This window comes from Ancylobacter moscoviensis, from assembly GCF_007559435.1.
GTDB lineage: Bacteria > Pseudomonadota > Alphaproteobacteria > Rhizobiales > Xanthobacteraceae > Ancylobacter > Ancylobacter moscoviensis.
This window is the reverse complement of the sequence record NZ_VMBP01000001.1, coordinates 522551-548081: the sequence shown is the minus strand read 5'-3', so window position 1 is coordinate 548081 and position 25531 is coordinate 522551. Positions and strand designations below refer to the sequence as shown.

The 25531-nt window shown below is 63.7% G+C and carries 21 protein-coding genes and 1 tRNA gene; 2 read left to right on the top strand and 20 right to left on the bottom strand.

What is annotated here, in order from left to right:
* Positions 1 to 49 precede the first annotated feature (49 nt).
* A complete protein-coding gene (gmd, locus tag FO470_RS02490) occupies positions 50 to 1066 on the top strand; it encodes a GDP-mannose 4,6-dehydratase (RefSeq protein ID WP_144341335.1) in 1017 nt (338 codons plus the stop codon).
* A 40-nt stretch (positions 1067 to 1106) separates the two neighbouring features.
* On the opposite strand, the gene FO470_RS02485 is transcribed toward gmd, so the two are convergent.
* From FO470_RS02485 to rplU, 11 genes are all read right to left on the bottom strand, one after another.
* A complete protein-coding gene (locus FO470_RS02485; protein ID WP_144341334.1) occupies positions 1107 to 1994 on the bottom strand; it encodes an ABC transporter permease in 888 nt (295 codons plus the stop codon).
* Positions 1995 to 2024: 30 nt separating this feature from the next.
* A complete protein-coding gene (locus tag FO470_RS02480; protein WP_144341333.1) occupies positions 2025 to 3035 on the bottom strand; it encodes an ABC transporter permease in 1011 nt (336 codons plus the stop codon).
* 1 nt (position 3036) lies between these two features.
* Positions 3037 to 4116: an ABC transporter ATP-binding protein gene (locus tag FO470_RS02475; protein WP_144341332.1), complete on the bottom strand. Its 1080-nt coding sequence runs from the start codon at positions 4114 to 4116 to the stop codon at positions 3037 to 3039.
* A gap of 80 nt (positions 4117 to 4196) precedes the next feature.
* Positions 4197 to 5372 (bottom strand): extracellular solute-binding protein, encoded by a 1176-nt coding sequence (locus FO470_RS02470; RefSeq protein WP_246659448.1) that lies wholly within the window; start codon positions 5370 to 5372, stop codon positions 4197 to 4199.
* A 304-nt stretch (positions 5373 to 5676) separates the two neighbouring features.
* Positions 5677 to 6738 carry a serine hydrolase domain-containing protein gene (locus tag FO470_RS02465; RefSeq protein ID WP_144341331.1) on the bottom strand — a complete coding sequence of 354 codons (1062 nt, stop codon included), beginning with the start codon at positions 6736 to 6738 and terminating at the stop codon, positions 5677 to 5679.
* Positions 6739 to 6799: 61 nt separating this feature from the next.
* The gene (locus FO470_RS02460) at positions 6800 to 7594 is read right to left on the bottom strand and encodes a hypothetical protein (RefSeq protein ID WP_144341330.1); all 795 of its coding nucleotides are present in this window, start codon (positions 7592 to 7594) and stop codon (positions 6800 to 6802) included.
* 514 nt (positions 7595 to 8108) lie between these two features.
* Positions 8109 to 9299 carry a glutamate 5-kinase gene (gene proB / locus FO470_RS02455; protein ID WP_144341329.1) on the bottom strand — a complete coding sequence of 397 codons (1191 nt, stop codon included), beginning with the start codon at positions 9297 to 9299 and terminating at the stop codon, positions 8109 to 8111.
* Positions 9300 to 9670: 371 nt separating this feature from the next.
* Entirely contained in the window at positions 9671 to 10705 is a 1035-nt protein-coding gene (gene obgE, locus FO470_RS02450; protein WP_144341328.1) for a GTPase ObgE, read from the bottom strand.
* A gap of 81 nt (positions 10706 to 10786) precedes the next feature.
* On the bottom strand, positions 10787 to 11458 hold the full coding sequence (locus FO470_RS02445) for a GNAT family N-acetyltransferase (protein ID WP_144341327.1): 672 nt from the start codon (positions 11456 to 11458) through the stop codon (positions 10787 to 10789).
* 142 nt (positions 11459 to 11600) lie between these two features.
* Positions 11601 to 11870: a 50S ribosomal protein L27 gene (gene rpmA / locus FO470_RS02440; RefSeq protein ID WP_144341326.1), complete on the bottom strand. Its 270-nt coding sequence runs from the start codon at positions 11868 to 11870 to the stop codon at positions 11601 to 11603.
* 31 nt (positions 11871 to 11901) lie between these two features.
* A complete protein-coding gene (gene rplU / locus FO470_RS02435; RefSeq protein ID WP_144341325.1) occupies positions 11902 to 12210 on the bottom strand; it encodes a 50S ribosomal protein L21 in 309 nt (102 codons plus the stop codon).
* A gap of 381 nt (positions 12211 to 12591) precedes the next feature.
* On the opposite strand from rplU, the gene FO470_RS02430 reads away from it, so the two are divergent.
* A tRNA-Ser gene (locus FO470_RS02430) sits at positions 12592 to 12681 on the top strand.
* 241 nt (positions 12682 to 12922) lie between these two features.
* On the opposite strand, the gene FO470_RS02425 is transcribed toward FO470_RS02430, so the two are convergent.
* From FO470_RS02425 to FO470_RS02385, 9 genes are read right to left on the bottom strand one after another with little or no spacing between them, the layout of a single operon-like run.
* The gene (locus FO470_RS02425; protein ID WP_144341324.1) at positions 12923 to 13837 is read right to left on the bottom strand and encodes a restriction endonuclease; all 915 of its coding nucleotides are present in this window, start codon (positions 13835 to 13837) and stop codon (positions 12923 to 12925) included.
* A 1-nt stretch (position 13838) separates the two neighbouring features.
* On the bottom strand, positions 13839 to 16508 hold the full coding sequence (locus FO470_RS02420; RefSeq protein WP_144341323.1) for a DEAD/DEAH box helicase: 2670 nt from the start codon (positions 16506 to 16508) through the stop codon (positions 13839 to 13841).
* Complete coding sequence (locus FO470_RS02415; protein WP_144341322.1) at positions 16505 to 18178, bottom strand: site-specific DNA-methyltransferase; 1674 nt, start codon at positions 18176 to 18178, stop codon at positions 16505 to 16507. Before FO470_RS02415 ends, FO470_RS02420 begins: the two co-directional genes overlap by 4 nt.
* Positions 18175 to 19989 (bottom strand): AIPR family protein, encoded by a 1815-nt coding sequence (locus tag FO470_RS02410; RefSeq protein WP_144341321.1) that lies wholly within the window; start codon positions 19987 to 19989, stop codon positions 18175 to 18177. The genes FO470_RS02415 and FO470_RS02410 overlap by 4 nt, the downstream gene beginning before the upstream one ends.
* A 3-nt stretch (positions 19990 to 19992) precedes the next feature.
* The gene (locus tag FO470_RS02405) at positions 19993 to 22854 is read right to left on the bottom strand and encodes an SNF2-related protein (protein ID WP_144341320.1); all 2862 of its coding nucleotides are present in this window, start codon (positions 22852 to 22854) and stop codon (positions 19993 to 19995) included.
* A complete protein-coding gene (mads1, locus tag FO470_RS02400) occupies positions 22844 to 23101 on the bottom strand; it encodes a methylation-associated defense system helix-turn-helix domain-containing protein MAD1 (RefSeq protein WP_144341319.1) in 258 nt (85 codons plus the stop codon). Before mads1 ends, FO470_RS02405 begins: the two co-directional genes overlap by 11 nt.
* A 55-nt stretch (positions 23102 to 23156) precedes the next feature.
* Positions 23157 to 23591: a hypothetical protein gene (locus FO470_RS02395; RefSeq protein WP_144341318.1), complete on the bottom strand. Its 435-nt coding sequence runs from the start codon at positions 23589 to 23591 to the stop codon at positions 23157 to 23159.
* Positions 23591 to 24934, bottom strand: a complete 1344-nt coding sequence (locus tag FO470_RS02390; RefSeq protein WP_144341317.1) for a recombinase family protein — start codon at positions 24932 to 24934, stop codon at positions 23591 to 23593. The genes FO470_RS02395 and FO470_RS02390 overlap by 1 nt, the downstream gene beginning before the upstream one ends.
* Positions 24931 to 25377, bottom strand: coding sequence for a DUF2924 domain-containing protein (locus FO470_RS02385; protein WP_144341316.1), 447 nt, complete (start codon positions 25375 to 25377; stop codon positions 24931 to 24933). Before FO470_RS02385 ends, FO470_RS02390 begins: the two co-directional genes overlap by 4 nt.
* Positions 25378 to 25531 lie beyond the last annotated feature (154 nt).

Sequence of the window (25531 nt, the reverse complement as noted above, 5' to 3'; positions counted from 1 at the left end):
CGGTAGCTTGCGACCACCTAGGTGGGCACGGTTACGACGGAGTTCTCCCGTGAAAAGTGCATTGATTACGGGGATTACGGGCCAGGACGGCTCCTATCTCGCGAAGCTTCTGCTCGAGAAGGGCTACCGCGTTACCGGCGCGGTCCGGCGTAATTCCCAGACGGAAATCGCGCGCCTGCAGCGGCTCGGCATCGCCGACGACATCACCTTCGTCGATTTCGAGCTCGGCGAGATCAACAACATCACGCGGCTCATCCGCGGCACCGCCTTCGACGAGATCTACAATCTCGCGGCGCAGAGCTTCGTCGGCTCCTCCTGGGAGCAGCCGATCTACGCCGCCGACGTCAACGGGCTCGGCGTCGCCCGCCTTCTCGATTGCATCCGCACCTATACGCCGCAGGCGCGCTTCTACCAGGCCTCGACCTCCGAGATGTTCGGCCTGGTGCGCGAGGTCCCGCAGAGCGAGACGACGCCCTTCCACCCGCGCTCGCCCTATGGCGTGGCGAAGGTCTACGGGCACTTCATCACGGTGAACTACCGCGAATCCTTCGGGCTGCACGCCTCGTCGGGCATCCTGTTCAACCATGAAAGCCCGCTGCGGGGGCCGGAATTCGTCACCCGCAAGATCACCCTCGCCCTCGCCCGCTTCGCGCGCGGCGAGCATGTGCCGGTGGATCTCGGCAATCTCAACGCGCAGCGCGACTGGGGCTTCGCCGGCGACTATGTCGAGGGCATGTGGCGCATGCTCCAGCAGGACAAGGCCGACGACTACGTGCTCGCCACCGGCGTCACCACCACGATCCGCGACTTCGTGCGCTTCGCCGCCGAGGCGCTGGATCTCGACCTCGAATGGTCCGGCGAGGAGATGACGGAGATGGCCGTCGACCGCAGGAGCGGCAAGGTGGCGGTGCGGGTGAACCCGAAATTCCACCGTCCCGCCGAGGTCGATCTGCTGCTCGGCGATTCCAGCAAGGCGCGCGGCACGCTCGGCTGGCAGCCGAAGGTGACCGTCCGCGAGCTCGCGGCGATGATGGCGCGGGCCGATTACGACGGCTGGCAGGGCTGACGGGGAACGGGGAACGGGCTGGGGCGGACGATTTCCCGTCTCAGCCCATGGCCGGCGCCGGCGTGCCGGAAAGCTCGGCCTCCTCCTCCGCCAGCGCCGCGCGCTGGCGGCGCGCGGCCGCCGCGTCGGCCCGCCGCTTGTAGACCTCGTAGGCGATGGCGCCGAGGATCGTCGCGGCGACGATGATGACGGCGAGCGCCGAGATCGCCGGCGTCGAGCCCTGCCGCACGCGCCCGGCCAGCACCGTCGTCAGCGTCTTGTCCGAGAGGATGGAGAAGGTGGTGGTGTTGTAGTTCTCGAAGGAGGACAGGAACGCCAGCACCGCCGCCGAGGCCAGCGCAGGTTTCAGGAACGGCAGCAAGATGTGCCGGAACACCTGCGGGTAGGTGGCGCCGAGATCGAGCGCCGCCTCCTCCTGCGCGCGGTCGAAGCGCTGCAGGCGGGCGAGGATGATCAGCATGCAATAGGCGGAGATGAAGCTCGCCTGTCCCAGGACGGTGAGCACCACGCCGTCATAGAGGAAGCGCGTGCCGGTTTGCCCGGTGAACTGGCGCCAGAACACCACGGTGGAGATGCCGATGATGATGCCCGGCGTGAGCACCGGCGAGACCACGACGAGATAATAGGCCGAGCGCACCCGCGCCTGGATCTGCGTCATCACGATGGCGCCGGCGAGCCCGATGGGCACGGAGATGGCGACCACCAGCAGGCCGATCCAGATACTCATGCGCAGGCCGGTCATCATGTCCTGGTCGGCGAACAGCATGGCGAACCAGTCCAGCGTCACACCCTCGATCGGCCAGACCTGCGGGTATTGCGGGGTGTTGAAGGCGGAGACGCCCATCACCGCCAGCGGGCCGAGCAGGTACAGGAAGAAGACCACGATATAGACCGTGAACAGGACGCGCTGGAACGGGTCGGCTTTCATCGCGTGATCTCCGTCATCGCGTCATTTCCATCATCGCGTGATCTCTCCGAGGCTGAGACGGAACGCCTTGAGCACCAGCAGCACGAAGACGATGCAGGTGACGAGCAGGATGAAGGCGTAGGCCGCGCCCTGCGGCCAGTTGAAGGCCTGGTAGAAGCGGTCATAGACGATGGGCGTGAACCACAGCGTGCGCGGCCCGCCCAGCACCAGCGGCGCGGCCAGCGCGCCGGCGGTGAGCATGAACACCAGCGTGCAGCCCGAGGCGATGCCCGGCTTGGCGTGCGGCATGACGATGAAGGCGTGGATGTGCCACCACGGCGCCCCGAGGTCCCGCGCCGCCTCGACCTGATTCTTGTCGAGGCTTTCGATGGCGTTGTAGAGCGGGAAGATCATCATCAGCAGGTAGGCGTAGCTGAGGCCCATATAGAGGCCGATATCGGCGCCGAGGAAATCGACCGGCTCGCTCGTCAGCCCCAGCCCCATCAGCATCTGGTTGATGATGCCGCCCGAGGAGAGCAGCACGCGGAAGGCGAAGGCGCGCAGGATCTCGTTCACCCAGTAGGGCAGGATGAGCAACAGCAGCAGGATGCGCAGCCGTGCCGCCGTGGCCGACTGCGCCATGTGGAAGGCGAGCGGGTAGCAGATGGCGAAATTGAGCACGGTGATGGCGATGCTCACCCCGATGGTGAGCAGGAAGGCCTTGATGTGCAGCCAGTTCCACGCGTCGGTCGAGGTGGTCGAGCCGAACAGGAAATAGCGGTAGTTCTCCAGCGTGTAGACGTCCTTCGGCCCGCCCATCTGCGCCGGCGGCAGCTTCGGGCGGAACGACATGTCCACCATGGCGAGCTGCGGCAGCAGGATGATGAAGAAGGCCCAGAAGCCGACCGCGATGATGAGGTAGAGGCCGACGCCGAGCCCGTTGCGCTGGAAGAAGCCCGGCCCGGTGGCGGTGCCGGTGCGCCGCTCATGGGCGGCGAGCGCGAAGAAGGCGAGCGCGACGGCGAGGGGCAGGCCGAGGACGAAGGCGAGGCTGCCGCTCATCTCAGTGCCTCCCGGGATGCGCGAGCAGCAGCCCGTCCTCGGGCCGGAAGCCGACATTCAGCCTCTCGCCCGCCACCGGCAGCGCGACGCCGGTGCTGGCGCCGATGCTCGCCGTCATCTTCTGGCCGGTCCGTGCCCGGAGCGTGACGTGGGTGACGCTGCCTTCATAGGCGACGTCCAGCGTCTCACCCTCGAAGCCGATCGTGGAACCGTTGTCGTGCAGCGTCAGCGCTTCCGGGCGGACGAACAGCAGCGCTTCCTCGCCGACCGCGAGGCCGACGGGATTGCGGCCCCTGAGCGTGCCGAGCGGCGTGTCCAGCGTCGCCAGCCCCTCCTCCGCGGCGGTGATGCGCCCGCGGATCCGGTTGTTCTCGCCCACGAAGGAGGCGACGAACGGCGTGCGCGGCTCGGCATAGACGGCCCGCCCGTCGCCCACCTGTTCGATCACCCCGGCATTCATCACCGCGATGCGGTCGGACATGGTGAGCGCTTCGCCCTGGTCGTGGGTGATGTAGATGAAGGTAATGCCGACCCGCTTCTGGATGGCGCGCAGCTCGGTGCGCATGTGCTGGCGCAGCTTGAGGTCGAGCGCCGAGAGCGGCTCGTCCAGAAGCAATACCGACGGCTCCACGGCCAGCGCGCGGGCGATGGCGACGCGCTGCTTCTGGCCGCCGGAGAGTTCGGAGACCTTCTTGTGCCCGTGCTCGGCGAGCGCGACCTGGATGAGCAGGTTCTTCACCTTCTCGTCGCGCTCGTGCCGGGCCACGCCGCGCACCCGCAGCCCGTAGCCGATGTTCTCGGCCACCGTCATCATCGGGAACAGCGCGAGGTTCTGGAAGATCAGGGCGGTGGGTCGCTTGTTGGGGCCGATGCCCTTCATGTCCTGCCCGGCGATCTTCACCCGCCCGCGCGTGGGCTCGATGAAGCCGGAGATGGTGCGCAGGAGCGTGGTCTTGCCGCAGCCGGACGGCCCGAGGAAGGAGAAGAACTCGCCCGGTTCGATGGTGAGGTTGGCGTCCTTCACCGCGACGAACTCGCCGAAGGTGATGTTGACGCCCTCAAGCTCGACGGCAGCGGCCATGCGGTTTCCTCAATACCGGGGAACAGGCGAGCGGGCGGCGTGCCGTCCGCTCGATGGTCGCATATTAAGCCGGCAAAATATCACGCCGCCTTGAACTTCTCGGCGTACTGGGTGCGCAGCTCGGCGTACCACGACGGCTCCGGCGGGCGGTTCCAGAGGTTGTCGAGCGCGTTGCCGGGATAGGCTTCGGCGAAGTTCTTCTTGGCGACCTCGGAGAGGAAGGCGTCCGCGCCCTTCACCACCGGGTTGTAGCCCGAGCCGTTGGCGACCATCGCCGAGATTTCCGGCGTGTGGATGAAGTTGATGAACTCGTAGGCCTGCGCCGTGTTCTTCGCCGCCTTGAGCAGCGACCAGCCGTCGATCCAGGCCACCGCGCCTTCCTGCGGTGCCATGTAGGCGACGGGCTTGCCGTCCTTCTTCAGCGACAGCGGCGGGCCGTCCCAGGTCTGGCCGATGACGCAGCCATTCTCCATGAAGCCGGACTTGGTGTTATCAGCCGAATCCCAGAACTGCTTGACCTGTCCCTTGTTGGCGATGGCGAATTCGAGGATCGGGTCGTAGATCTTCTTCATCGTCGCCTCGTCCTTGAAGGCGTCGAGCATACGGTTGGAGGGCAGCTTGCCGGTCTTGTCCCACCACAGGCCGATGCCGAGCAGCAGCGAGTGCGGGCGGCCCTGCATCTTGCCCTTGAACTCCGGCGCCCACAGCGTGCCGTAGGAGAGCTTGTCGTAGGTCAGGCCGGGCGCGAGGTCGGTGCGCCAGGCGATGGCCTCCGAGCCCCAGCAATGCGGCACGTGGTAGAGCCCGCCGTCCCAGGTCCACACGCTGGTGGAACCCTCGAGCATCGCCGGCAGCACGTTGTCGAGCTTCAGCTTCGCCGTGTCGTAGGGCGCGAGCACGCCGAGCTCCTGGAATTGCGGGGCGCGGTCGCGGGTGGGGGCGCACAGGTCGAAGCCCTCGCCCTCGGTCGCCTGCAGCTTGTTGATCTGCTCCTCGTTCTGCGAGAACGGGGTGGAATTGACCTTGATGCCGGTCTTCTTGGTGAATTCGGGGATCACCGGCTCGGGCAGCTCGTCCGCCCAGTTGAGGATGTTCAGTTCGCCCGAGGAGGAGAAGGCGTCGCGCACCAGATAGGGGCCGGCGGCGGCCATGGTGCCCGCGGCGAGGGCGCCCTTGAACAGCACGCGGCGCGTGAAGCTGCGGGCGGCGAGCAGGGTTTCGATCGACGAGTTCGGAGCGTCTGGCTTCTTCGTCACGGCTGTCCCCTCGTGAATGCCGCCCCGGTGGCTTGGGATCTGCGGGCGGTCGGATCGGGGGGAAATCGAGCAGGAAGCATGCCAGCGCCGCCGCCGCGCTGCTGCGTTGCACAAAGGCGACGGATCGCTTGGACCGAGGCGACAGGGCGGCCCGGCTCCAGGCGCGGAAAGGGTTCGCGCGCCGTCCTCTGGCGCCGTTTTGATCACGCTGCATCGCCGCGATGCACGCGGATCGGGCGCGGTTCGCTCTCCCACGAAAGCCGCCGGCTTTCATTCGCGCCTCGGCAGCCCCCGCCGCCCCTGCTCAGCCGAGCGCGGCGACGATCTCCCCGGCGAGGCGGTGCAGCTCGTCGCGGTGGCCGGTGCGGCCGGCGGGCGCGCCGGCGTCGGAGGTCATGACCAGCGACATCCCCCGCGCCGGCACCACATACAGCATCTGCCCGCCATAGCCCCAGCCGTAATGCGTCGTCACCCCGGCGATGTCGCGGGTGAACCAGCCATAGCCGTAGCCGTCGCCGGTGAAGCGCGAGCGGGTGCGCACCTGCCAGCATTGCGCGATCCACTCTTGCGGGATCACCTGGCGGCCGGCGCGGTTGCGCCCGCCATTGCGGGTGCATTCGGCGAAGGCGAGCAGCGAGGCGGGCGTCATCGCCATCTGGTTGCCGCCGAAATAGAGGCCCTGCGGGTCGCGCTCCCAGCTCGCGATGGAAAATCCCTCGATGGGACCGAGCCAGTCGCGCGCCAGAGCCAGCGTCGAGCGCTTCGTCGCGCGGGTGAGGATGGCCGAGACGAGATGCGTCGAGCCGGTGGAATAGAGCATCTGCCCGCCCGGCTCGTCGACGAAAGGCCGCGCCAGCGCCGCCCGCACCCAGTTCCGCGAGGCGATCCACTGGCCGTAATAGGGCCCGGAGGTCCGCTCCAGCCCCGCCTGCATGGAGAGCAGGTTGCCGAGCGTGATCGCGTGGAGGCGCGGATCGGGATTATCCGGCAGGTCGGCCTTCAGCAGCGGGGCGATCTTCTGGTCCGTCCCCTCCAGCACGCCCCTGTCGATGGCGATGCCGACCAGCATGGCGAGGATGCTCTTGGAGGCCGACTTGATGTTGGCCGGGCGTTCCACCGAGGCCCCGCGATAGCCCCGCGCGATGAGCCGGCGCCCGTCCTTGATGACGAGCACGGTGCGCAGCGGTTCGAGCGCGGCGGCGCGGTCGAGGATGGGGGCGAGGGCATCCGCCGGGGCAGCTTGGGCTTCAGGCGCTCCGGCGGGCGGAGCGGTCGCGGAGGGGTTCTCAGCCGCCGCACCTTGCGTGAAGCCGAGGCGCGGGGTCAGCAGCAGGAGCGGAGCGGCAAGCAGGGAACGGCGGTGCATGCAGGGGAGGATAGGGAAGGACGGCGAGAGGTGGGGTCACGATGGTGGGAAGGGCTTGGCCTTAGCTGAAGATGTCGCCGCTTGAATGAGAGCTACCTGGTTTGGCGGAACTTGCTGACATCGCAATGCGCCTAAGCTTCTTCGTAACGATTGATAGCCAGGCCTCAATTTCATCGATGCTGTCTAGAGAAAGTCTAGCCGGAAGCGTCATCACAACTTCTCCTTCCTCAAGACCGAAAACCTCTCGTCGGCCCTCCCCCATTGGCTCCCCTATTCCTACAGGTGAGGCTTTGCTAACAGGGCGCGGCATCTGCCCTTCATCAGTTGGCTCAGCCGTTCGCGAGTTCGCGGCAGAAACAGCAAGAGCGGTTCCAGTCGCGCGCGCGGACGACAGCGACTCATGTTCTAGGTAGTCGCATGTCTGCAGATAGGCAGAGGTTACGGCTTTGAGCGCTGACGGCTGGAACTGTTGCCTAACCAGATATGCTCGCAGATTGGATTCCGAAGGAGTCGAAGTCGCGAACCGCTCAGCAAGCTCCGCGAAAAGCTTAGGAGTAAACGCCGCTTGGCGTAGCGCCTCCGCCCTTTTGTCGCTGTTCTCTGGTAAAATTATATCTAGAGCAAGGGAGGTAAGCCTCACCTGCCCCTTACCCATATTCTCCAGAAGTCCGTATTGAGCAAGAGATCCAAGAATCTGAGCTGATGCGCCATTGAGGCTCTTATACCCCATATGCTCCACTGCAACCTCACGGTCCACGGTGTTCATGCCGTCGCCGTTAAATAGCTTCTGAATCAGCGACTCAGCCGAGTCGAGACTGATGGACGGATACCTCGGGCTTCTAACACGTTGTTCCATTTGAGCTCTCTTCGCCCCGCGCGCCTGGTACGGAAGACATTCGTATAAATATCACCATATTAGACGTCAGGCACGTTAAATTTTAACGCCGCTCGGCAGACTAGGCTTGACCAAGTCGAGGCGCTCATCCATGGTACCCCTCGGCGGCATTCGCGCGCCGCTTGGAGAGTCGCATGATCTTGGATGGAAAGGGCTCACATGCTCCGCCGGACGGCGTGCTGAGCCAGACTAAGATAGTCGGGGTCGCTGCTTAGCTTTGCTCGCAGGACAGCGACCCCTAACCGGCGCCGTCTCTCTCGAATCCATCGTTTAGCCCGATGGAGATAAGGAGGTGCGTCGTGTGGCAGGCGACCCGGTTGTTGTAGTCACCCACCAACTCACAGAATTCTCAACTAATTCGACCCTGCCGTCCAGTGAGACGGCGGGGCTTTCTTTTTATCATAAGCGAGCGATTGCCATCCTTGCCGTATAGCCCGCGACCGGTTTATACGTAAGCTAATCGGTGCGGGCGCGACTAGCCACCCCCACCCGCGATCACCAGATCGTCCCGGTGCACCATCGCCGTCCGTCCCTCGAAGCCGATCAGTTCGGCGATCTCGTCGGATGAGCGGCCCTTGATCTTCTCCGCGTAGTCGTGGTCGTAGGCCACGAGCCCGCGGCCGATCTCGGCGCCGTCGGGGCCGCGCAGCACCACGGCGTCGCCGCGCTGGAAATCGCCTTCCACCCGCTTCACCCCCGCCGGCAGCAGCGAGGAGCCACGGCGCAGCGCGGCGACCGCGCCGGCGTCGAGGTGCAGCACGCCGCGCGGCTCCAGCGCCCCGGCGATCCACCGCTTGCGCGAGGCCACCGGGTTGGCCGGGGCGAGGAACCAGGTGCAGCGGGCTCCCGTCTCGACGGCGCGGATCGGGTTCTTCACCTTGCCGGAGGCGATCACCATGTGCGCGCCCGCCGTGGTGGCGATCTTGGCCGCCTCGATCTTGGTCTTCATGCCGCCGCGCGACAGCTCCGTGCCGGCGCCGCCGGCCATCGCCTCGATCTCCGCCGAGATGCGCGGCACCACGGGGATGAAGTCGGCCGAGGGGTCGTCGTTCGGCGGGGCGGTGTAGAGCCCGTCAATGTCGGAGAGCAGCACGAGCAGGTCCGCGCTGGTCATGCCGGCGACGCGGGCGGCGAGCCGGTCATTGTCGCCGTAGCGGATCTCCGAGGTCGCCACCGTGTCGTTCTCGTTGATGACGGGAACGACCTTCAGCTCCAGCAGCTTGGCGATGGTGGAGCGGGCGTTGAGATAGCGCCGGCGCTCCTCGGTGTCGCCGAGCGTGATGAGGATCTGCCCGGCGGTGACGCCCTCATGCGCCAGCGCCTCCGACCAGGCGCGGCCGAGGGCGATCTGCCCCACGGCGGCGGCGGCCTGGCTTTCCTCCAGCTTCAGCGGCCGCTTCGGCAGCTTCAGCACGTTGCGCCCCAGCGCGATGGCGCCGGAGGAGACCACCAGCACCTGCTTGCCCTCGCGGTGCAGGTTCGCCACGTCCTCGGCCAGCGCCGCCAGCCACGCATGGCGCAGCGCCCCGCGCGTGGAATCCACCAGCAGCGCCGAGCCGACCTTCACCACGATGCGGCGGAAGGAGGAAAGCTGCGGCGCCGGCGCGCCGGCGGCATCGGCGGCGGCGTGCAGGGCGGCTTCGAGCGGCGAGGCGGGGCGGTTCATCGGGCGGCGGCTTCGGGTTGCGGAAGGGGAGAGGGCCATGGGGCGCTGGCGCGCTTCATACGCCGATTTGCCGCCGCGCGCGCGGGAATTTCACGCAGCAGAGCTGGCGGAGCATCGTGCCGCCTTTGGGCGATGCGCCCGGCGCAAGGCCGTGGATGCGGGCGCGCGTCGCGGCTGGGATGTGAAGCAAAGCCCCGTCATGCCCGGGCCCGGCCCGGGCATCCACGCCTTCGCCTGTGCCGGGAGCCGTTCAGCCAGTCCCCTCACCCCGACCCTCTCCCCCCACGGGGAGAGGGAGCAGGCGGCCGCTATCCCCGCCGGGGCGTCCACCGTTCGGCGCCGGGAAGAACAGGCTCCCTTGCGACGCGACCTCACGGCCGCCAGGGTTCGGCGACTTCCTTCGCGACTTCCTCGGCGCGGCCCTCGTCGATGATCGCCATCAGCGCGCGCAGCGCCTCGCGCACGCCCTCGCCCGACTGGGCGGAAAGCGCCAGCGGCTTCTTCTTCGCCGCGCGCTGCAGCCGGGCGAGCTGGGTCTTCAGCGTCTCCTCGTCGAGCGAATCGATCTTCGACAGCGCGACGATCTCGGGCTTCTCGGCCAGCTCGTGGCCATAGGCTTCCAGCTCGGCGCGCACGGTCTTGTAGGTCTGGCCGGCATGCTCGCTGGTGCCGTCGACGAGGTGCAGCAGCACGCGGCAGCGCTCGATATGGGCGAGGAAGCGGTCGCCCAGCCCCACGCCCTCATGCGCGCCCTCGATGAGGCCGGGAATGTCCGCCAGCACGAATTCGCGCCCGTCCACCTTCACCACGCCGAGCCCAGGATGCAGCGTGGTGAAGGGGTAGTCGGCGACCTTCGGCTTGGCGGCCGTGGTGGCGGCGAGGAAGGTGGACTTGCCGGCGTTCGGCAGCCCGACCAGGCCGGCATCGGCGATGAGCTTCAGCCGCAGCCAGATCCAGCGCTCCTCGCCCGGCAGGCCGGGGTTGGCGCGGCGCGGGGCCTGGTTGGTCGAGGTCTTGAAATGCGCGTTGCCGAAGCCGCCATTGCCGCCCGAGAGCAGCCGGACCTTCTGGCCGACCTCGGTGAGGTCGGCGAGCACGGTCTCGTCGTCCTCGTCCAGCACCTCGGTGCCGGCCGGCACCCTCAGCACCACGTCGTCGCCCTTGGCGCCGGAGCGGTTGGCACCCATGCCGAAGCCGCCCTTCTTGGCCTTGAAGTGCTGCTGGTAGCGGTAGTCGATGAGCGTGTTGAGGCCGTCGACGCACTCGATCCACACATCGCCGCCGCGCCCGCCGTCGCCGCCGTCCGGCCCGCCGAACTCGATGAACTTCTCGCGCCGGAACGAGAGGCAGCCCGCCCCGCCGTCACCGGAGCGGACATAGATCTTGGCCTGGTCGAGGAATTTCATCGGTCGGACGCTCAAGCTTGGGCCCCCGCCCGTGCGGGAGCCCGTTCAGGATAGCAAAAATCACCGGCACAAGATCACCGATCAGTGCCGGGTGGTGTCGATGTCGTGCCGGCGCGGCGGCTGGGTGGCGCCCCAGGCCCGCAGCGAGGTCCACAGGCGGCGCTCCAGCCGGAAGCGGTCGACCGGCACCGAGGCGCCGATGGCCCGGACCCGGGCGAGCCCGACGCCGGTCCACTGGAAGCCGCACTTCTCCAGCACCCGGCGCGAGGCCGGATTGACGACGCGGGCAGAGGCGATGAGCGCCTCGAGCTTGCGGTCGCCGAAGGCGTGGTCGACCAGCGCCCGCGTCGCCTCGGTGGCGATGCCGTGGTCCCAGTAGGGCTCGCCGAGCCAGTAGCCGATCTCCGGCGCATCCTCGTCGCGGCGCACGAAGCCGCACATGCCGACGGGAATGGGCGGGCCGAAGCTCGATTCCCCCTCGCCGCGCAGCGTGGCGTCGTTCTTGAGGAAGATGGCGAAGGTCGCCGCCTGCGGGCCGCCCGGCAGGTTGGCGACGAAGGCCGCCGCGTCCGCCATGCCGTAGGGATGGGGAATGTTCGCCGTCATCTCGGCAACCTTGCGGTTGTCGGCGAGCTCGGCGATCCACGTCATGTCCTCGATCCGCGGCACGCGCAGGATGAGGCGGCCGGTTTCGAGGACGGCGATACTGCTCTCGGCAAGAGCGGACCCGGGGGGCGCTTCGACGATGGTCATGGAGGGTCTCCTGGGGGCCTGAACGACGAAGGGGAGGCGGTTTCCTCGCCTCCCCTGTCGGGTACCCGGGACGCCCTCATGGGCATTCCAGAAATCCTACCGGTCGGGCGAGACCGGCGGGATTTCAAGAAATCTCACCGGCTTATTCGGCGGCCTCGGCGGCCGGGACGACGGATACGTAGGTTCGGGAGTTGGCTTTCGTGCGGAACTCGACTCGGCCGTCGGTAAGCGCAAAGAGGGTATGGTCCTTGCCCATGCCGACATTGACGCCGGGATGCCACTGCGTCCCGCGCTGACGAACGATAATGTTGCCGGCCACGACCTTCTCGCTGCCGAACTTCTTCACGCCCAGACGACGGCCGTCCGAGTCGCGACCGTTGCGGGAGGAACCGCCTGCTTTCTTGTGAGCCATGGTGCTCTCCTGTTCTTACCTGCTGGCGGTCTCAGGCGCCGGCGATCGAGGTCACGCGGACGACGGTGAAGTCCTGGCGGTGACCGATCTTGCGACGCGAATTCTGACGACGGCGCTTCTTGAACGCGATGACCTTGTCGCCGCGGGTGTGCTTGACCACCTCGACGGTGACGGAGGCGCCGTCCACGAGCGGGGCGCCGACCTTCGGGTTGTCGCCGCCCAGCATGAGCACCGGGAGGGTCACGGACGACCCGGCCTCGGCCTCGATCTTGCCGACGGTGACGACTTGATCGGGAGCAACGCGATACTGCTTGCCACCCGTCTTGATGACCGCGAACATGTTCTGTCCTTTCGTTCGAGCCCGGTCTCTGGCCTCGCGCCATGCGCTCGGCTCGGACCGGCTTCTTTCGGTCGGTTGGGTTTGATCGCCGCGCGACGGAGGCAGGGCACCCATCACGCAGCGCCCGGCTCATAGCGGCCGGTGGGGTCGGTGTCAAGAAAAAGCCTGGCAAAGCGTGATTTCCGGCGGGTTCCCGCCGCCCGGCCCCGTGGCGTCGGGTCGCTTTCCTCCCCGTCGCCCCTGCCGCGCGCTTCCGGCGGGCCGGGCGGTACGGGCGGGGAGAATGTGGCCGGGCGCGCGGCTCGGTACTTGTGCGGGCGGCGGACCTCGGCTATTGAGCCCCCGCTCCACGGCGCGGACGGACTTCCGCGCCTCGTGCGCGGAGAGGTGCCGGAGTGGTCGATCGGGGCGGTCTCGAAAACCGTTGTGCGTGCAAGCGTACCGTGGGTTCGAATCCCACCCTCTCCGCCATTACCGCCAGACGAAGTGTCTCTCAGTGACGAGATTGGGCGGAATTTCTCAAACAGTTCCAAGACCTTGAGTGTTGCACCTATGCACTGCCTGGCGGCACGTCGGAGGACTGCGTTCTCCATACGACCGGTTTTTCTCCGCACCTGTGGACTTCTGGCGCTGGGATACGAGGCTCAAAGCCTTGAAAAGGCACAAATTTCAGTCGCCCTGATACCTTATTCGTTCATGCGAACAATGCCGGTCATTCCTCGACAAAAAAATCCTCGTCGATACGATTGAACTCCAATATGCGACTCGGCCGGACGCCGACGCCATGCTCGATCATGAGTTCGGTGAGCCTCTTTCCGTCGATCAGGATCACACGTTGCGGAATCCGGGCGGCAAATTCGACTGCCTGCGGCGAGAATGTCGAAGTGGTGACGAACACGCCTTTCGTTGCACCAAGCCCTACGAGGCTACCGGTAAACGCCTGGACGTCCGGTCGACCAACGGATGAACCGGGACCATAGCGTTTGGCCTGCACATAAACGCGATCCAGGCCCAGAACGTCCTCATTGATGACGCCATCGACGCCACCGTCACCAGTTCGTCCGAGCTGGGCGGCAGCGTTTCGATGAGAGCCTCCGTAGCCCATTGCAACCAACAGATCGACAATCAAGCCCTCGAAAAAGCCCGGGCCATTCTGCAAGATGCGCTCCAGAAGTTCCGCCCGAAGCGCTGATTGCGTGGCATTGAACGCTGCCTCGATCACTTCCTCTGGGGTTGCTGCAGGAGCGGCATTCTGCGCTACCGTCCCGGCAGCCTCATCCGGCTGATTGGCACGGTAGAATTCCCGGAATGCTGGAACGGACAGGAGGTATTGAGTGTCGAGCTTTGCGGGCGGGTTGGCCAGCAGAGCCGTTCCGGCCGGAGTGATGACAAATCGGCCGCGTTTGGGCGATTCCAGATACCCGGCCTTCGTCAGGTAGAATTTTGCCCAATGGATGCGGTTGTGAAGGACGCGCTGTTTTCCGCTCGGGAGCATCTGCTCGCGCTCTTCCTGGGAGAGAGCGAACATCGCGGCGATATCGGCCTCCGCCAGCGGCACCGATGTCTCTCCCTTCGATGCGACTTGCAGCACCGGAAGCATCAGAGACTGATAGTCAGGGATGCTCATCTCACCTCTCAAATTGCTGAAGAAGGCCGACGAGCGTCATGTTCTCGGCGATCGCGTCGTGGGGGATGAGAGCGTAGCGCCAGGGCTTGCCGCCGTAACTTGACGCATGGCCGGTCGCGTGTCGGCACCACTCAAGAGCCGCATCGCGTTTGGCCAAGACCTCTGGATCGTTCATCTGGTTAGAGGCCTTGGGTTCGAGCATCAAAATGCTGTCCGCCGTCTCGGCTACGAAATCCGGCTGATACTCTTGGAGATCGGCGCCGCTTCGATAGAAGAGCTGGAACTGCCCGCGTGCCGGCTTGAACCATTTCTGCGCTTCTCGATCGAGAATAACCGCGAGCTTGCGCTCCGCATCCGACTGAAATTTCTGATTTGGATACAAGCATTTCTGGAAACCGCCGAACAAATATCGCGCCATGTTGGCCTTGTCTGCCGGTGATTGACGGAAATCGAGCGGCGCTTCGCCGGCATTCGCGGTGTAGGCGCTTTTCCGCAACTCGGTGAAGCCGCGCGTGACGACGACGTCGTACTCGACCTTAGTGTCCTGCCAGAAGTGGCTCTGCATCTGTGCATGCACAAAGCGAGCAATCTCCTTCTGATGCAGCCTCAGAATCTTCCGAACGCCGTCTTCCGGGTGCGTCGCCAGGAGGTGGTCCGTCACCTGGGCCGCAAGGTCGTAAAGCAGGTCGGCATGCTCGTCGTAGGCCACGTCATCAAAGTCGATGAGGCCGCTGACGACATAATCTTCCAATCGCTGCTCATCGATGTTCCCCGCCCCAAGGCCGATCCGATCGACTTGCCCCGTTCGCAAGTGTGCGGCCCACAGCGTTTCGTTGGGGACCTCGTAGCGCATTCCCGACAGATCGAGCGTGAAGGGTCGGAAGCCGGACTTCACCTCGCCTTTCGGGATGACAAGAATGCGGGGGATGTCGATCGTCTGCTGAACAACCAGCTCGACCGTCCTGGCGACAATGGCCGTGAGATCAGGCTGCTTGGCAATTCCGTCCAACTCCAACTGGGCTGGGCGATACTGGCTTTGGACCTCCCGTAGAACGGCGGCCTGCACCTCCGGCTTTTGCAGATGCGCGACGCTGGGTAAGCGCGAGGGCTCGGTCTCCAGCTTCCGGATCACATCATAGGCGATGCGGGCGACCTGCTGCTCTTCCGGCGTAAACACGGCCGGCGCTTCCTCGAAGCCGGAAGTCCCATTGGCAGGCGCGTCCGAAGGCAGACCGAGCTTGGCGGCGAGCTGGGGCCGCGATTCGACCGTGACGGTCTTCTGCTGCAACTGCCCCCCGGTGAGGATGACCTGTTGCAGACGAATCGCCGAGTCCGGCTTACGTGCCTCATCGACGATCTCCTGGAAGCGATCGTGGGCCACGATGTTCAGCCGGTCGACGGCGGTGACACCCGTCCGTCGGCCATAGGGAAGCCGCAAGCCGCGCCCGATCGACTGCTCGATGAGTGTGCGTGCGTTGGCGGCGCGCAACGGCACGATGGTGTAGAGATTGGTGACGTCCCAGCCCTCTTTCAGCATATTGACGTGAATGACGATCTCGGTCGGCTCGTCGGGGCTCTCGACCTTCAAGAGCTTCTCGACCGTCTCCTCTTCCTTCACGCTGGAATCGACCTGGATGACCTTGTCCGCATAGCGCCCCTCGAAGAAGGCGTTGGATTTGATCAGCGCCATCAGCTCCCCGGCATGCGTGGTATCGCGGGCGATCACGAGCATGAAGGGCTTGACGATTCGCTCGCCGACCTGGCGCGCATAGGTCTCCAGTTCGACCTTGACGCTTTCATGCAGGCGAACGCCGTCCTCCAGCTTGATCTGCTGCAACTGCTCCGGCGATTTGCCCGCGGAGACGAAATTCTCGCGGGTGACGACGGCCGGCTCCTTGACGAAGCCGTCGGCCATGGCGCGGCCAAGCGGATAGTCGAAGATCACGTTCTGGAAGGGCACCGGGCCGCGCGTCGTCTCGACGAACGGCGTGGCCGTCAGCTCCAATCCCACCACCGGTTTCAGCTCGTTGATGGCGCGGACACCGGCGGTCGCACGATAGCGATGGGATTCGTCCATGATTAGGACGAGGTCCTTCTGCGCCGCGAGGTAGTCGAAATAGCTATCCCCGATCTCCTCCCTGAAGCTGCGGATGCGCGGGCTTCGGCCGCCGCGCACTTCGGAATTGATCTTGGAGATGTTGAAGATGTTGATGGTGACCGGAAACAGATTGCCGCCGCTGGCGATCTGCCGCTCGAAATTGTCGCCGGTGGTGATGACCGGCGGCGAGATCGCGAACTCTGCGATGCCTTTCAGCACATATTTCGGCGTGTTGGGTGTGAAGTCGGTGATCAGCTTGTTGTAGATCGTCAGGTTCGGCGCGAGCACGAAGAAATTGTTGAGGCCGTGCGCGAGGTGCAGATAGGCGATGAAAGCGCCCATGAGCCGGGTCTTGCCGACGCCGGTCGCGAGCGCGAAACACAGGCTCGGGAAGTCGCGCTCGAAATCCGTGACGCTCGGGAATTCGGTTCGGATCGCCGCAAGCGCCTCTTCGAGATCGGCGCCCTTGCGCGGCGGCACGAGTTCGGTGACGCGGTCGAGGATTTCGAGCGATTGCCGCTGCGGAGCGCGAAGGCTGAGACGGCCGGCGATGGCGTTGACGTGACGGTTCATTGGTCGTCTCCCGCGAGATCGAACAGGCCCGGCTGGGAGGCGGAACGAGGCGATGCCTTGTCGGCAGCCTTCGGCGCGGTAGGCGAAATTCTTTCAGCCTGCGGCACCTTGGGCAGGTTCTCGACATTGAGACTGTAGTCGTCATGCCCCCATTCGCAGCGCTCGCGAATGTGGTTCGGAATCTTCTTGACCGTCAGATTGGGCCAAGCTGACGCATTGCCGCGGAAGGCTGAGCAGAGCACGAGCAGCGTGCGGTCCGGCCCTACCTCTTCGCTCAAGGCATCAAGCTGCTCCGGAGAGAGCGTCTGGGTCGTGACATAGATGAAGTCGCGCTCGGTGGAAGTGCCCTGCTGCCAATAGACGGTGTCGCTCGGCGCGTAGTTGAAGCCCTCGATTTTGCACAGCGCCTCCGCCAGCATTTCGGCATTATAGGCCTTGCTGATGACCTCGCGTCCCCACTTGTCCACCTCCAGGAGGGACGGCGCGAGCTTGAAATAACGGAAACCGCCGCCGCCCTGCCAGCCGGTCACTTCGGTCACGCCACCCTTGTCCTCGCCGTCGATGACCTTCGTCAGGCGCGGGATGATGTGGGTGTGGGCGTGCTCGCCCAGCTCCACCATGATCCAGCGACGTCCCATCTTGTGGGCGACCGCGCCGGTGGTGCCGGAGCCAGCGAAGGAGTCGAGGACCAGGTCACCGGGATTGGTGGCGATGTGTAGAATGACGTGGAGGAGCTTCTCTGGCTTGGGCGTGTCGAATATATCTGCGCCGAATAAGGATAAGATTTCCTTCTTTGCCGCTTGATTATCCCCTGCAAGCGCAGCATCCCACCATGTCCATGGCGCTAAACCTACCTCTTCCCCTTTGTATTGTTTGATGCGTGGTCTGCCTGAACCATTATTCGGAAAATAAACTCGCCCTTCCGATAGATATCGAAGGAAAACAGGCTCCGTCGCTCCCCAACACCGTCCTGTAGGCGGCTGAACAACAACGCCGGAGGGCGTCACGATGTCATACATTTGATTGGCGCGATAACCTTGAGCGCTAAACGGAATAGAGCGCCAAGGCCCATTTGGGTCGTTGTCAGTATTAGTGTATCCTCCTTCATCGCCCAGACGGTTGCGCGTATCCTTCCACCTCTGAGGACCTTGAGGAGAATACACAAGAATATGATCGTGAGCGGAGCCAATCGCGGCTCTATTCTCTCTTGAGGTTCGTTTCTGCCAAACGATGTTCGCGATGAATGAATTTCTTCCGAATATTTCGTCAAGGACTACTTTGAGGTAGTGAGCTTCGTTGTCGTCTATAGTGATCCAAAGCGAGCCGTCATCGGCCAGCAAACGCCGAATGATCTCCAAACGGTCACGCATCAATTCAAGCCAGATCGAGTGCTCTACCCCGTCATTATAGTGCTCAAAGGCACTTCCGGTGTTGTAGGGCGGATCGATGAAGACGCATTTCACCATTCCGGCGAACTCCTGCTCCAGCGCCTTCAGCGCGAGCAGGTTGTCGCCAAAGATCAGACGATTGTCGAAAATGTCCTCGTCGCTCACGCGATGCTTGGCGTGATAGGATTTTTCCGGATCCTCCAGGAGAATGCGCGGCTCCAGCCGCGGTCGGTTCTCCTTGCCTACCCAGGTGAGTTCGAGTTTTTGCTTTTTTTTCGTCATGGTTGGTCCGTTACGGCTGCGGCGATCGCCGGCGCGGCCGCGCTGGCAGGTGCCGGTGTATTTTGAGCGGCATCCAGCTCGGCCAGACGAAGGAGGACCTTCTCTGCGAGCGGCAGCGCATCGGTGAGATTTCGGAAGATGGCCAGAAAGCCGCGATCGACCTGCATGGCCTTCGAGGTCGCGAAAATCACCTCCGAGAGGTGATTGATCTCCTGCGATATCTCGCTTTCCTCCTCGGCGGTGAGAACGGGCGCAGCCTTGCCGACGAGCCTCGGCAGGCGATGGGCGACGAACGCCATGATGAAGTAGCGGCCGTGGCGGAAGAACATCCGGCGGTCGTAAGCCGTCTCCGCCCGTTCACTCCCGGCCAGAATGCGGTCGATGAACTGATAAATGCGAACGAGCCGGCAAATCCGCACGCCGGATATCGATGCCGGGAAGAGCTGGGAGTAGATCGCGCCTTCCTGCTCCCAAAGGCGCCCGATCTCGCGCTTAGCGATGACGACGAGGTCGACCGCGTTCGCCCCCCTGTGGCCCCTTCGCTGCCCGTCCGTAACGACGAACGCGAGGCAGGCCAGCGCGAGCGCCGCCTCTTCAAGCGTGAATGCATCGTCCTGCCTGATCCGAGATTCTGCAGACGGCCGATAGTGGTAGCGAATGCCGACGGCAGCGAGTTCCTGCCGAATACGCTCCTGATTGGGATCGAGTGCTGCGAAGTCGACCCCCCGCACTTGATTTTGGTAGTTTCGTGCTCGCGTCACGCGCACGGCGAAATCATCAGCCGGATCCGGAACCTCGATGATCGTGATGTGTAGCTTCGCGTTTTCAGAGATTGCTGCTGCGAGCGACGCCGTCGTGATGGAGCCAGCGGTCTGGGCGCCATTGACGATGGAGAAAGCTGTCAACCCGAACACACAGCGATCAGGTGAGCCCGGCGCCTGCGTTATGGCAGACGTGACAGCCGTGATGCCGTTGTTCAGGTAGAAGAACTCCTCCGGCCGACGCCGCACGGTTTCCTCGATCGCGACATTCACGCCGACCGAACCAAGATAGTGCCGGATGTTGCGCTCAAAAAGCGCGGTTCCATGCTCGGTGACAAGAGCCGCAAGGTCCTGGCCCTTCACCAGTCCATAGACCGCTTTACGCGGCGCGGACACGCTCGACCATTTTTCCAACGTAAGACGGACGTCAACGGCTTGGTTTGCCTGCTCTGCAACCATCCAGTCATAGGTCTGCGTGATGCCGACAACGGTGGCACTCATGCAGTCCGAAAGGCTGTTGCACTGGGTGACGAAGGCGTCGAGGTCCGCCTTCGCATGGACGTCCAGCGCTTCGCCAAGGAATGGAAGAACAAGGCAGATCTTCACGCCCGGCGTGTCCAGCGCTTCCTCGATCTCGTCCAGCCGATTCCTGAGTGCAGCATTGAACCCGTCGAAGCGCCGTTCGATGAGCGCTTTCGTGCCATTGATGAATTTGAGCGTCTCCGCCTGATTGGGCCCTGTGCCTTGAGGGTTCTCGGCGTTGTTCGGCCGTTTGTACTTGGATTGAACCACAAGCAGCCGCTGGCCTGCCCGATCGAAATGGAGAGCGTCTATACCGCCATCATCTCCTCCGTCGACCAGTGCACCTGCGGCAACGGCATCAGATATCCCGCATGCCCCGCAGAGCGAATAGGCAGCTAGCGAACGCGAGCAACGATCAACATCGTGTTGCTCCGCTGTCCAACGCTGGGCGCGCTCTGGCACCAACGGGAAGAACCGGCGCCGGAGCGCAGCTTCGATGTGAGCGATTTTCTCCGCGGCGCTGGGCATGGCTCAACCCAATGTCCAACGGATGGTGAAAAGGGGCGAGACCTCGACCTTCTGTTCGAGCTTGGATTCGATCTGGGCGATCAGTTCTGCCCGCTGCCGGTCGATCTGGTCTTGCGCGTCGAAGAGCGTTCGGCGCTTCTGATTGCGCGTCGCTTCGAGTGTTTTGATCTGTTTCTGCCCCGCGAGCTTTTCTTCGAGGGTCAACGCGGTTGTGGCAGCGCGGCGAGCTTCCTTGATGAGCCTGTCGATTTCCTTGATCTCGCGCTCCAGCCCAACCTTCAGGTCGTCCGCCCAGCCATCGAGCTTATCGGCTTCGGCTTCGAAGAACCGTGCGTTTCGCTCCGATACGGCCCTCCGGACCAGCGCTTGGCTTTCGCTCAAGGACTTTTCGAGACGCGTCATGGCGCCGGGATCGGGGGTGACCTCCCGTCCACACGCGCCATGAATCGTCAGGAGTCGATCGCAAACTTCGCGGGTCAGCAGCTCCCCTTCGTCCATGATCCCTGCCAGGAGGATGTGGTCCTCCGCCTCGTCGAGAGCTTCGGCCGTCATCAGCGAGGCGACCAGCCAGCCGGCCTTGCCAATGAGCGGCTCCAGAATGCTGATCTTGCCAGAATGATTGGCGTAGTCGAAATGCACCTCTGCCGGGGTGAGCGGGCGTTCCTTCGCGCGCGCGACAACGGCTTCACCGAGGGGGTGATTGAGCCGATAGGTGTGCGCCTCGCCGGACCGTCGCGGCAGCTCATAAAGCCCGAGCGGAATGGCGGTGCCATTCGCCCATTGAGGCCGTGTGGGCAAGGTAAACGACGAACTGTTGTGAAACACCGCCAGCCCGTCGAGTTCGTGGCGCGTCAGACGCATCAACCACTGCTCATGACGATCGAGATGAACCTTCGCGTCCTCGTCTCGAATCCGGAGTTTCTCCCGGACCTCATCATCGAATTTTTCGAGAAGCTTCTGCCGCGTCTGGCTCATCGCCTCATCGATTTCGAGGCTTAGCTCCAATTGCAACTGGTCGAAGGCCGCCCGGATTTGTTCGGGTTGACGGCACTCCTGGTAGATGCCGGCAATTCTCTTCTCGAAATCGACGCCGGACTCTATCGCGCCCAAGACCTCGTCGCTGGCGCCGAACACCCCTTCGAAGAGACGAAATTTCTCGGACAGGAGTTGATAGACGCGCTGATCCGCCTCGTTTTTCCGATTGATGAAGTTGACGACGACCACGTCGTGCTTCTGGCCGTAGCGATGGCAGCGGCCGATGCGCTGCTCCACGCGCTGTGGATTCCACGGCAGGTCGTAGTTCACGACGAGCGAGCAGAATTGGAGGTTGATGCCCTCGGCGCCGGCCTCCGTCGCGATCATGATCTGGCCCTCGTCGCGGAAATAGTCGACCAGCGCAGACCTCATGTCTGCGGTTCTCGACCCCGTGACCCGGTCCGATCCGGCATGCTTCTCGACCCAGCGCGCATAGATTTCGCGGGATAGGGGATCGGTGTTCGTGCCGTTGAACAAGACGATGCCGCCCGCATAGGGGCTGCTGGCGAGAACCCGCTGAAGGTATTCCTGTGTTTTCCGCGACTCGGTGAAGATGATTGCCTTCTCGGCGCCACCGAGTTCGCGCGCCTTTGCAAACGCCACATCCAGCGCCTTCAACAGAGCCTTGCCTTTGGCGTTGTGCTCGATCGAAGTCGCCAATTTGGCGAAGGATTCGAGATCAGCAATTTCCGCTTCGATGGCTTTCCGGTCGGCATCGGTCAGCGGTTCGTCATCCGCATCCTCGGGCCATTCCTCCGCTGTCGTTTCGAGAGCCTCGAAATCCTCGGAAAGCTCATCCTCCAAAGGTGTCGCAACCGGATGAGCGTCCAACTTCGCCTTCAGCCGTTGCGAAATCGAGTTCAAGGCGCCGGCGATCGCAAATGTCGAGGATGCCAGGAGCTTCCGCAAAACGAGCGTCATCAGCGAGCGTTGCCCGGACGGCAAGGCCTGCAGATTGTCACGCTGCAGATAGTCGGAGACGAGCTGATAGAGGCGGTCCTCACCGTCGGCCGGTGTGAATTCCTCGACCAGGGGAAGACGGCGTGTGTAGGGGATGTATGCGGTTACCTGGCGCCTAAGGGTGCGGTGGCAAATGGGCTTCAGACGCTCCTTCAGCGCCTCGAAATTGCGTTTGTCACCCGGGTTTGCGAATTGCTCGCGGAAACTTTTGACATCGCCGAAAGCGTGCTCATCAATGAAACTGACGAGGCCATACAGCTCCAAGAGTGAGTTCTGGAGCGGAGTTGCGGTCAGGAGCAGTTTATTTTTCTGGGCGAGTGCATTTTTTAGTGTATTCGCAATCACATTCGATGGCTTGTACACATTTCTAAGTCTGTGAGCCTCGTCGATGACGACCAAGTCCCAGGGGACCCTATGGACGTCCGATGCTTTCGACCGAGCGAACTGATATGAGCAAATTACGATCGCATCCTTGACGTCGAATGGCTGGAAGCTCCCCTCGCGGATGGATTGGTTGTAGGATTTCGATTCCAGTATAATACAAGGAAGCAGGAACTTTTCGTTCAACTCCTGATGCCATTGCTTGCGCAAATTCGATGGCGCGATCACCAGAATACGGCGCTTCCGCTCCGCCCATCGTTGGGAGATGACAAGCCCGGCTTCGATCGTCTTTCCAAGGCCGACTTCATCGGCAAGCAGCGCACCCTTTGAAAGGGGCGACGCGAAGGCAAACAGAGCCGCATCAACCTGATGCGGATTCAAATCGACCTGGGCGCCAGCGACCGCGCCCGCCAAACGCTCGGAACTATCAGGAGCACATCGTTTAGTGAGTTCGTGGGCAATATACTTTGCGTGGAAGTCAGTGATCATCCTGCCTCCCGCCACCACGCTCCGTCGCCGCCGCATCGGAAGGCGGCGTCTCATTCTGAGCCGTTGCTGGATTTAGTGAGGCCTTCTGCGCCTCGATCCAGCTATCGAGATCCACCCGCTTGAACCTCCACTGCCCTCTCACCTTGAACGCCGGAATTTCGGCGCGTTGAGCCATCGTGTAGACGGTCTTCTCCGCGACCTTCAGCAGGACAGCCACTTCCGGCAATGTCAGAATTTCATCGGGCATCCGCCAAGCCTCAGGTCAAGGGTTGGTAAAGGATGCCAGAATGCGCCTGAGAAGGCTAGCGTCCTCCACGACCTTTGTGGGTGTCGAGGCGCATGAAACGCTCTTTCTGCCTCTCCCACTCCACTGGGAACGGCGCGAGCAGGTCGTCCAACTGAAGCCCCGCCGGCTGCCGCCCGTTGAGGATGGCCTCGACGATGTCGGGAGCGAGCAGGGTCAGACGCAGGATGCGGGCGATATAGGACGGGTTGATCTTCTCGGCCCCGGCGAGGTCCTGGACAGTCGGATAGTCGCCGGTGTCAAGCAGCTTCTTCCATCGATGGGCGCGAGCGAGCGCCTTCACCATCGTATTGTCGATGCGTGCCCGCGGCGGCGCCCAGGCATCGGCGCCGTTTGGAGCGATGACGAGCTTTCGCCCACCACGCTTCTTGAAGGTCATCGGCACGGTGACGGTAAGCGTGTCCGTGTCGTGAAGGATCGTGCCTTTCGCCATCAGGCTGCCTCCTGCCGTCCGGTGATCGATTGAAGCTCGGCGAGCAGTGCAGTGAGACCTCCGATGCGGAGCTGGATTGCAATGCCGTCGAGTTTTATATCGACCCGCTCGATCAAAAGCTGGACGAGACGCGCCTGCTCGGCAGGGAACAGCTCGTCCCATACGGGATCGAGCCGCTCGAAGGCCTCGCGCACCTCCGATTCTGTGATGCGGTCGTCATGTACCGTTGCTGTCATCCATGTCCGGACGATCAGTTCCGGCGCGCGCAGAATTCCACGAAGCTGCTCGACCACCGTCGCCTCGATCTCGGCGGCAGGAACACGCCGGACCGGGCAGGTTTCCGGCCCGCGCTTCAACACAGACTGGGTGACGTAGTAACGGTAGAGCCGATCCCCTTTTCGGGTGTGACTCGGCGACATGGCGTCCCCATTTGGGGAGAAGATCAGGCCGCGCAGAAGCGCCGGCCCGGACAGACGAGTTTTATTGGCGCGTGTGCGCGGGCTTTCGCCCATAATGCCGTGAGCGCGGTTCCAGAGAGCGATGTCGATGATGGCCTCGTGCTCGCCGGGATAGGCAACACCCTTGTGGACCGCATCGCCGATATAGACCCGATTGTTCAGCAGCTTGTAGAGCGCGCCCTTGTCGAGCGGGTTGCCACGCCGGCTACGGATATCGGCTTCCTCGAGTTCCCGCATGAGCAGCTTGATCGATCCGAGCTTCACGAAGCCCTCGAAGATGCGGCGAACGGTGACCGCCTCCTCCCCGCTGATCACAAGCTTGCGGTTCTCGACCCGATAGCCGAGGGGCACATAGCCGCCCATCCACATGCCCTTCTTGCGCGAGGCCGCGACCTTGTCGCGGATGCGCTCGCCGATCACCTCACGCTCGAACTGGGCAAAGGAGAGCAGGATGTTGAGTGTCAGCCGCCCCATCGACGTTGTCGTGTTGAACGACTGCGTGACGCTGACGAAGGTGACGCTGTGACGCTCGAACACCTCGACGAGCTTGGCGAAATCCATCAATGAGCGGGACAGACGGTCGATCTTGTAGACGACCACGACGTCGACCTTGCCGAATTCGATGTCGGCGATGAGGCGCTTCAGCGCCGGGCGCTCCAGCGTTCCACCCGAGATCCCGCCGTCATCATAGTGATCGGGCACCAGAACCCAGCCCTCCGGCTTCTGGCTCATGATGTAGGCGGCGCATGCCTCGCGCTGGGCGTCGAGGCTGTTGAACTCCATGTCGAGCCCTTCCTCCGACGATTTGCGCGTGTAGATCGCGCACCGGATTTTCGGCGTGACCTTTGTCGCGGGATGTTTGATGGCGGGCGTTGTACGGGTCATGCGCCGCTCCTCGGGCTTTTCAGTCCGAAGAAGACCCAGCCGTTCCATTTGACGCCGGTGATGGCGCGCGCGATCGCCGAGAGTGATTTGTAGGGCCTGCCCTGATACTCGTACCCCTCGAGGGTGACCGTCACGACGTGTTCGACGCCGTTGAATTCGCGCAGCAGCCGCGTCCCTGCGATTGGCTTCCGATCGGTGCGAATGCGGCGGGTCTTCGGGTTGATATCCTCGACGCCGCGGGCGAGCGCGTCGAGCCGCTTCACGGTTTCTGGCTTCAGCCCACCATAGGCGAGTTCCTGGACGCGATAGGCCAACCGGCTTTCAAGGAAGCGCCGATTGTAGGGCGGCGCTTCCGTTCCATAGAGATCGCGCCACATCGCTTTCAGGGCGGGCGTCGGCATGGTTTTGATAGCGGCGACTCGCGCCAGCACGGGATCATTCATTGTCGGTCTCCGTCGACTTCGTCTTCGGCATGACCGCGTTGGCTGGCGGACAAGTCCAGCCAACTCTCTCCGGGCTCGCGAGATAAAGGTGTGGGGCGTCCCTCGCATCGCCGCCGAAGCCGGACCACGCCGCGCGCGAGGATCTCACCGGCCT

Coding starts and splice junctions, on each gene's coding strand:
- FO470_RS02485 (WP_144341334.1), bottom strand. CDS start 1,994: ATGAAAGCCGACCCGTTCCAGCGCGTCCTGTTCACGGTCTATATCGTG.
- FO470_RS02475 (WP_144341332.1), bottom strand. CDS start 4,116: ATGGCCGCTGCCGTCGAGCTTGAGGGCGTCAACATCACCTTCGGCGAG.
- FO470_RS02405 (WP_144341320.1), bottom strand. CDS start 22,854: ATGATCACTGACTTCCACGCAAAGTATATTGCCCACGAACTCACTAAA.
- proB (WP_144341329.1), bottom strand. CDS start 9,299: ATGAACCGCCCCGCCTCGCCGCTCGAAGCCGCCCTGCACGCCGCCGCC.
- obgE (WP_144341328.1), bottom strand. CDS start 10,705: ATGAAATTCCTCGACCAGGCCAAGATCTATGTCCGCTCCGGTGACGGC.
- FO470_RS02480 (WP_144341333.1), bottom strand. CDS start 3,035: ATGAGCGGCAGCCTCGCCTTCGTCCTCGGCCTGCCCCTCGCCGTCGCG.
- FO470_RS02465 (WP_144341331.1), bottom strand. CDS start 6,738: ATGCACCGCCGTTCCCTGCTTGCCGCTCCGCTCCTGCTGCTGACCCCG.
- FO470_RS02385 (WP_144341316.1), bottom strand. CDS start 25,377: ATGAATGATCCCGTGCTGGCGCGAGTCGCCGCTATCAAAACCATGCCG.
- rplU (WP_144341325.1), bottom strand. CDS start 12,210: ATGTTCGCGGTCATCAAGACGGGTGGCAAGCAGTATCGCGTTGCTCCC.
- FO470_RS02425 (WP_144341324.1), bottom strand. CDS start 13,837: ATGAGCATCCCTGACTATCAGTCTCTGATGCTTCCGGTGCTGCAAGTC.
- FO470_RS02415 (WP_144341322.1), bottom strand. CDS start 18,178: ATGACGAAAAAAAAGCAAAAACTCGAACTCACCTGGGTAGGCAAGGAG.
- FO470_RS02410 (WP_144341321.1), bottom strand. CDS start 19,989: ATGCCCAGCGCCGCGGAGAAAATCGCTCACATCGAAGCTGCGCTCCGG.
- FO470_RS02460 (WP_144341330.1), bottom strand. CDS start 7,594: ATGGAACAACGTGTTAGAAGCCCGAGGTATCCGTCCATCAGTCTCGAC.
- rpmA (WP_144341326.1), bottom strand. CDS start 11,870: ATGGCTCACAAGAAAGCAGGCGGTTCCTCCCGCAACGGTCGCGACTCG.
- FO470_RS02395 (WP_144341318.1), bottom strand. CDS start 23,591: ATGGCGAAAGGCACGATCCTTCACGACACGGACACGCTTACCGTCACC.
- FO470_RS02420 (WP_144341323.1), bottom strand. CDS start 16,508: ATGAACCGTCACGTCAACGCCATCGCCGGCCGTCTCAGCCTTCGCGCT.
- FO470_RS02390 (WP_144341317.1), bottom strand. CDS start 24,934: ATGACCCGTACAACGCCCGCCATCAAACATCCCGCGACAAAGGTCACG.
- mads1 (WP_144341319.1), bottom strand. CDS start 23,101: ATGCCCGATGAAATTCTGACATTGCCGGAAGTGGCTGTCCTGCTGAAG.
- FO470_RS02445 (WP_144341327.1), bottom strand. CDS start 11,458: ATGACCATCGTCGAAGCGCCCCCCGGGTCCGCTCTTGCCGAGAGCAGT.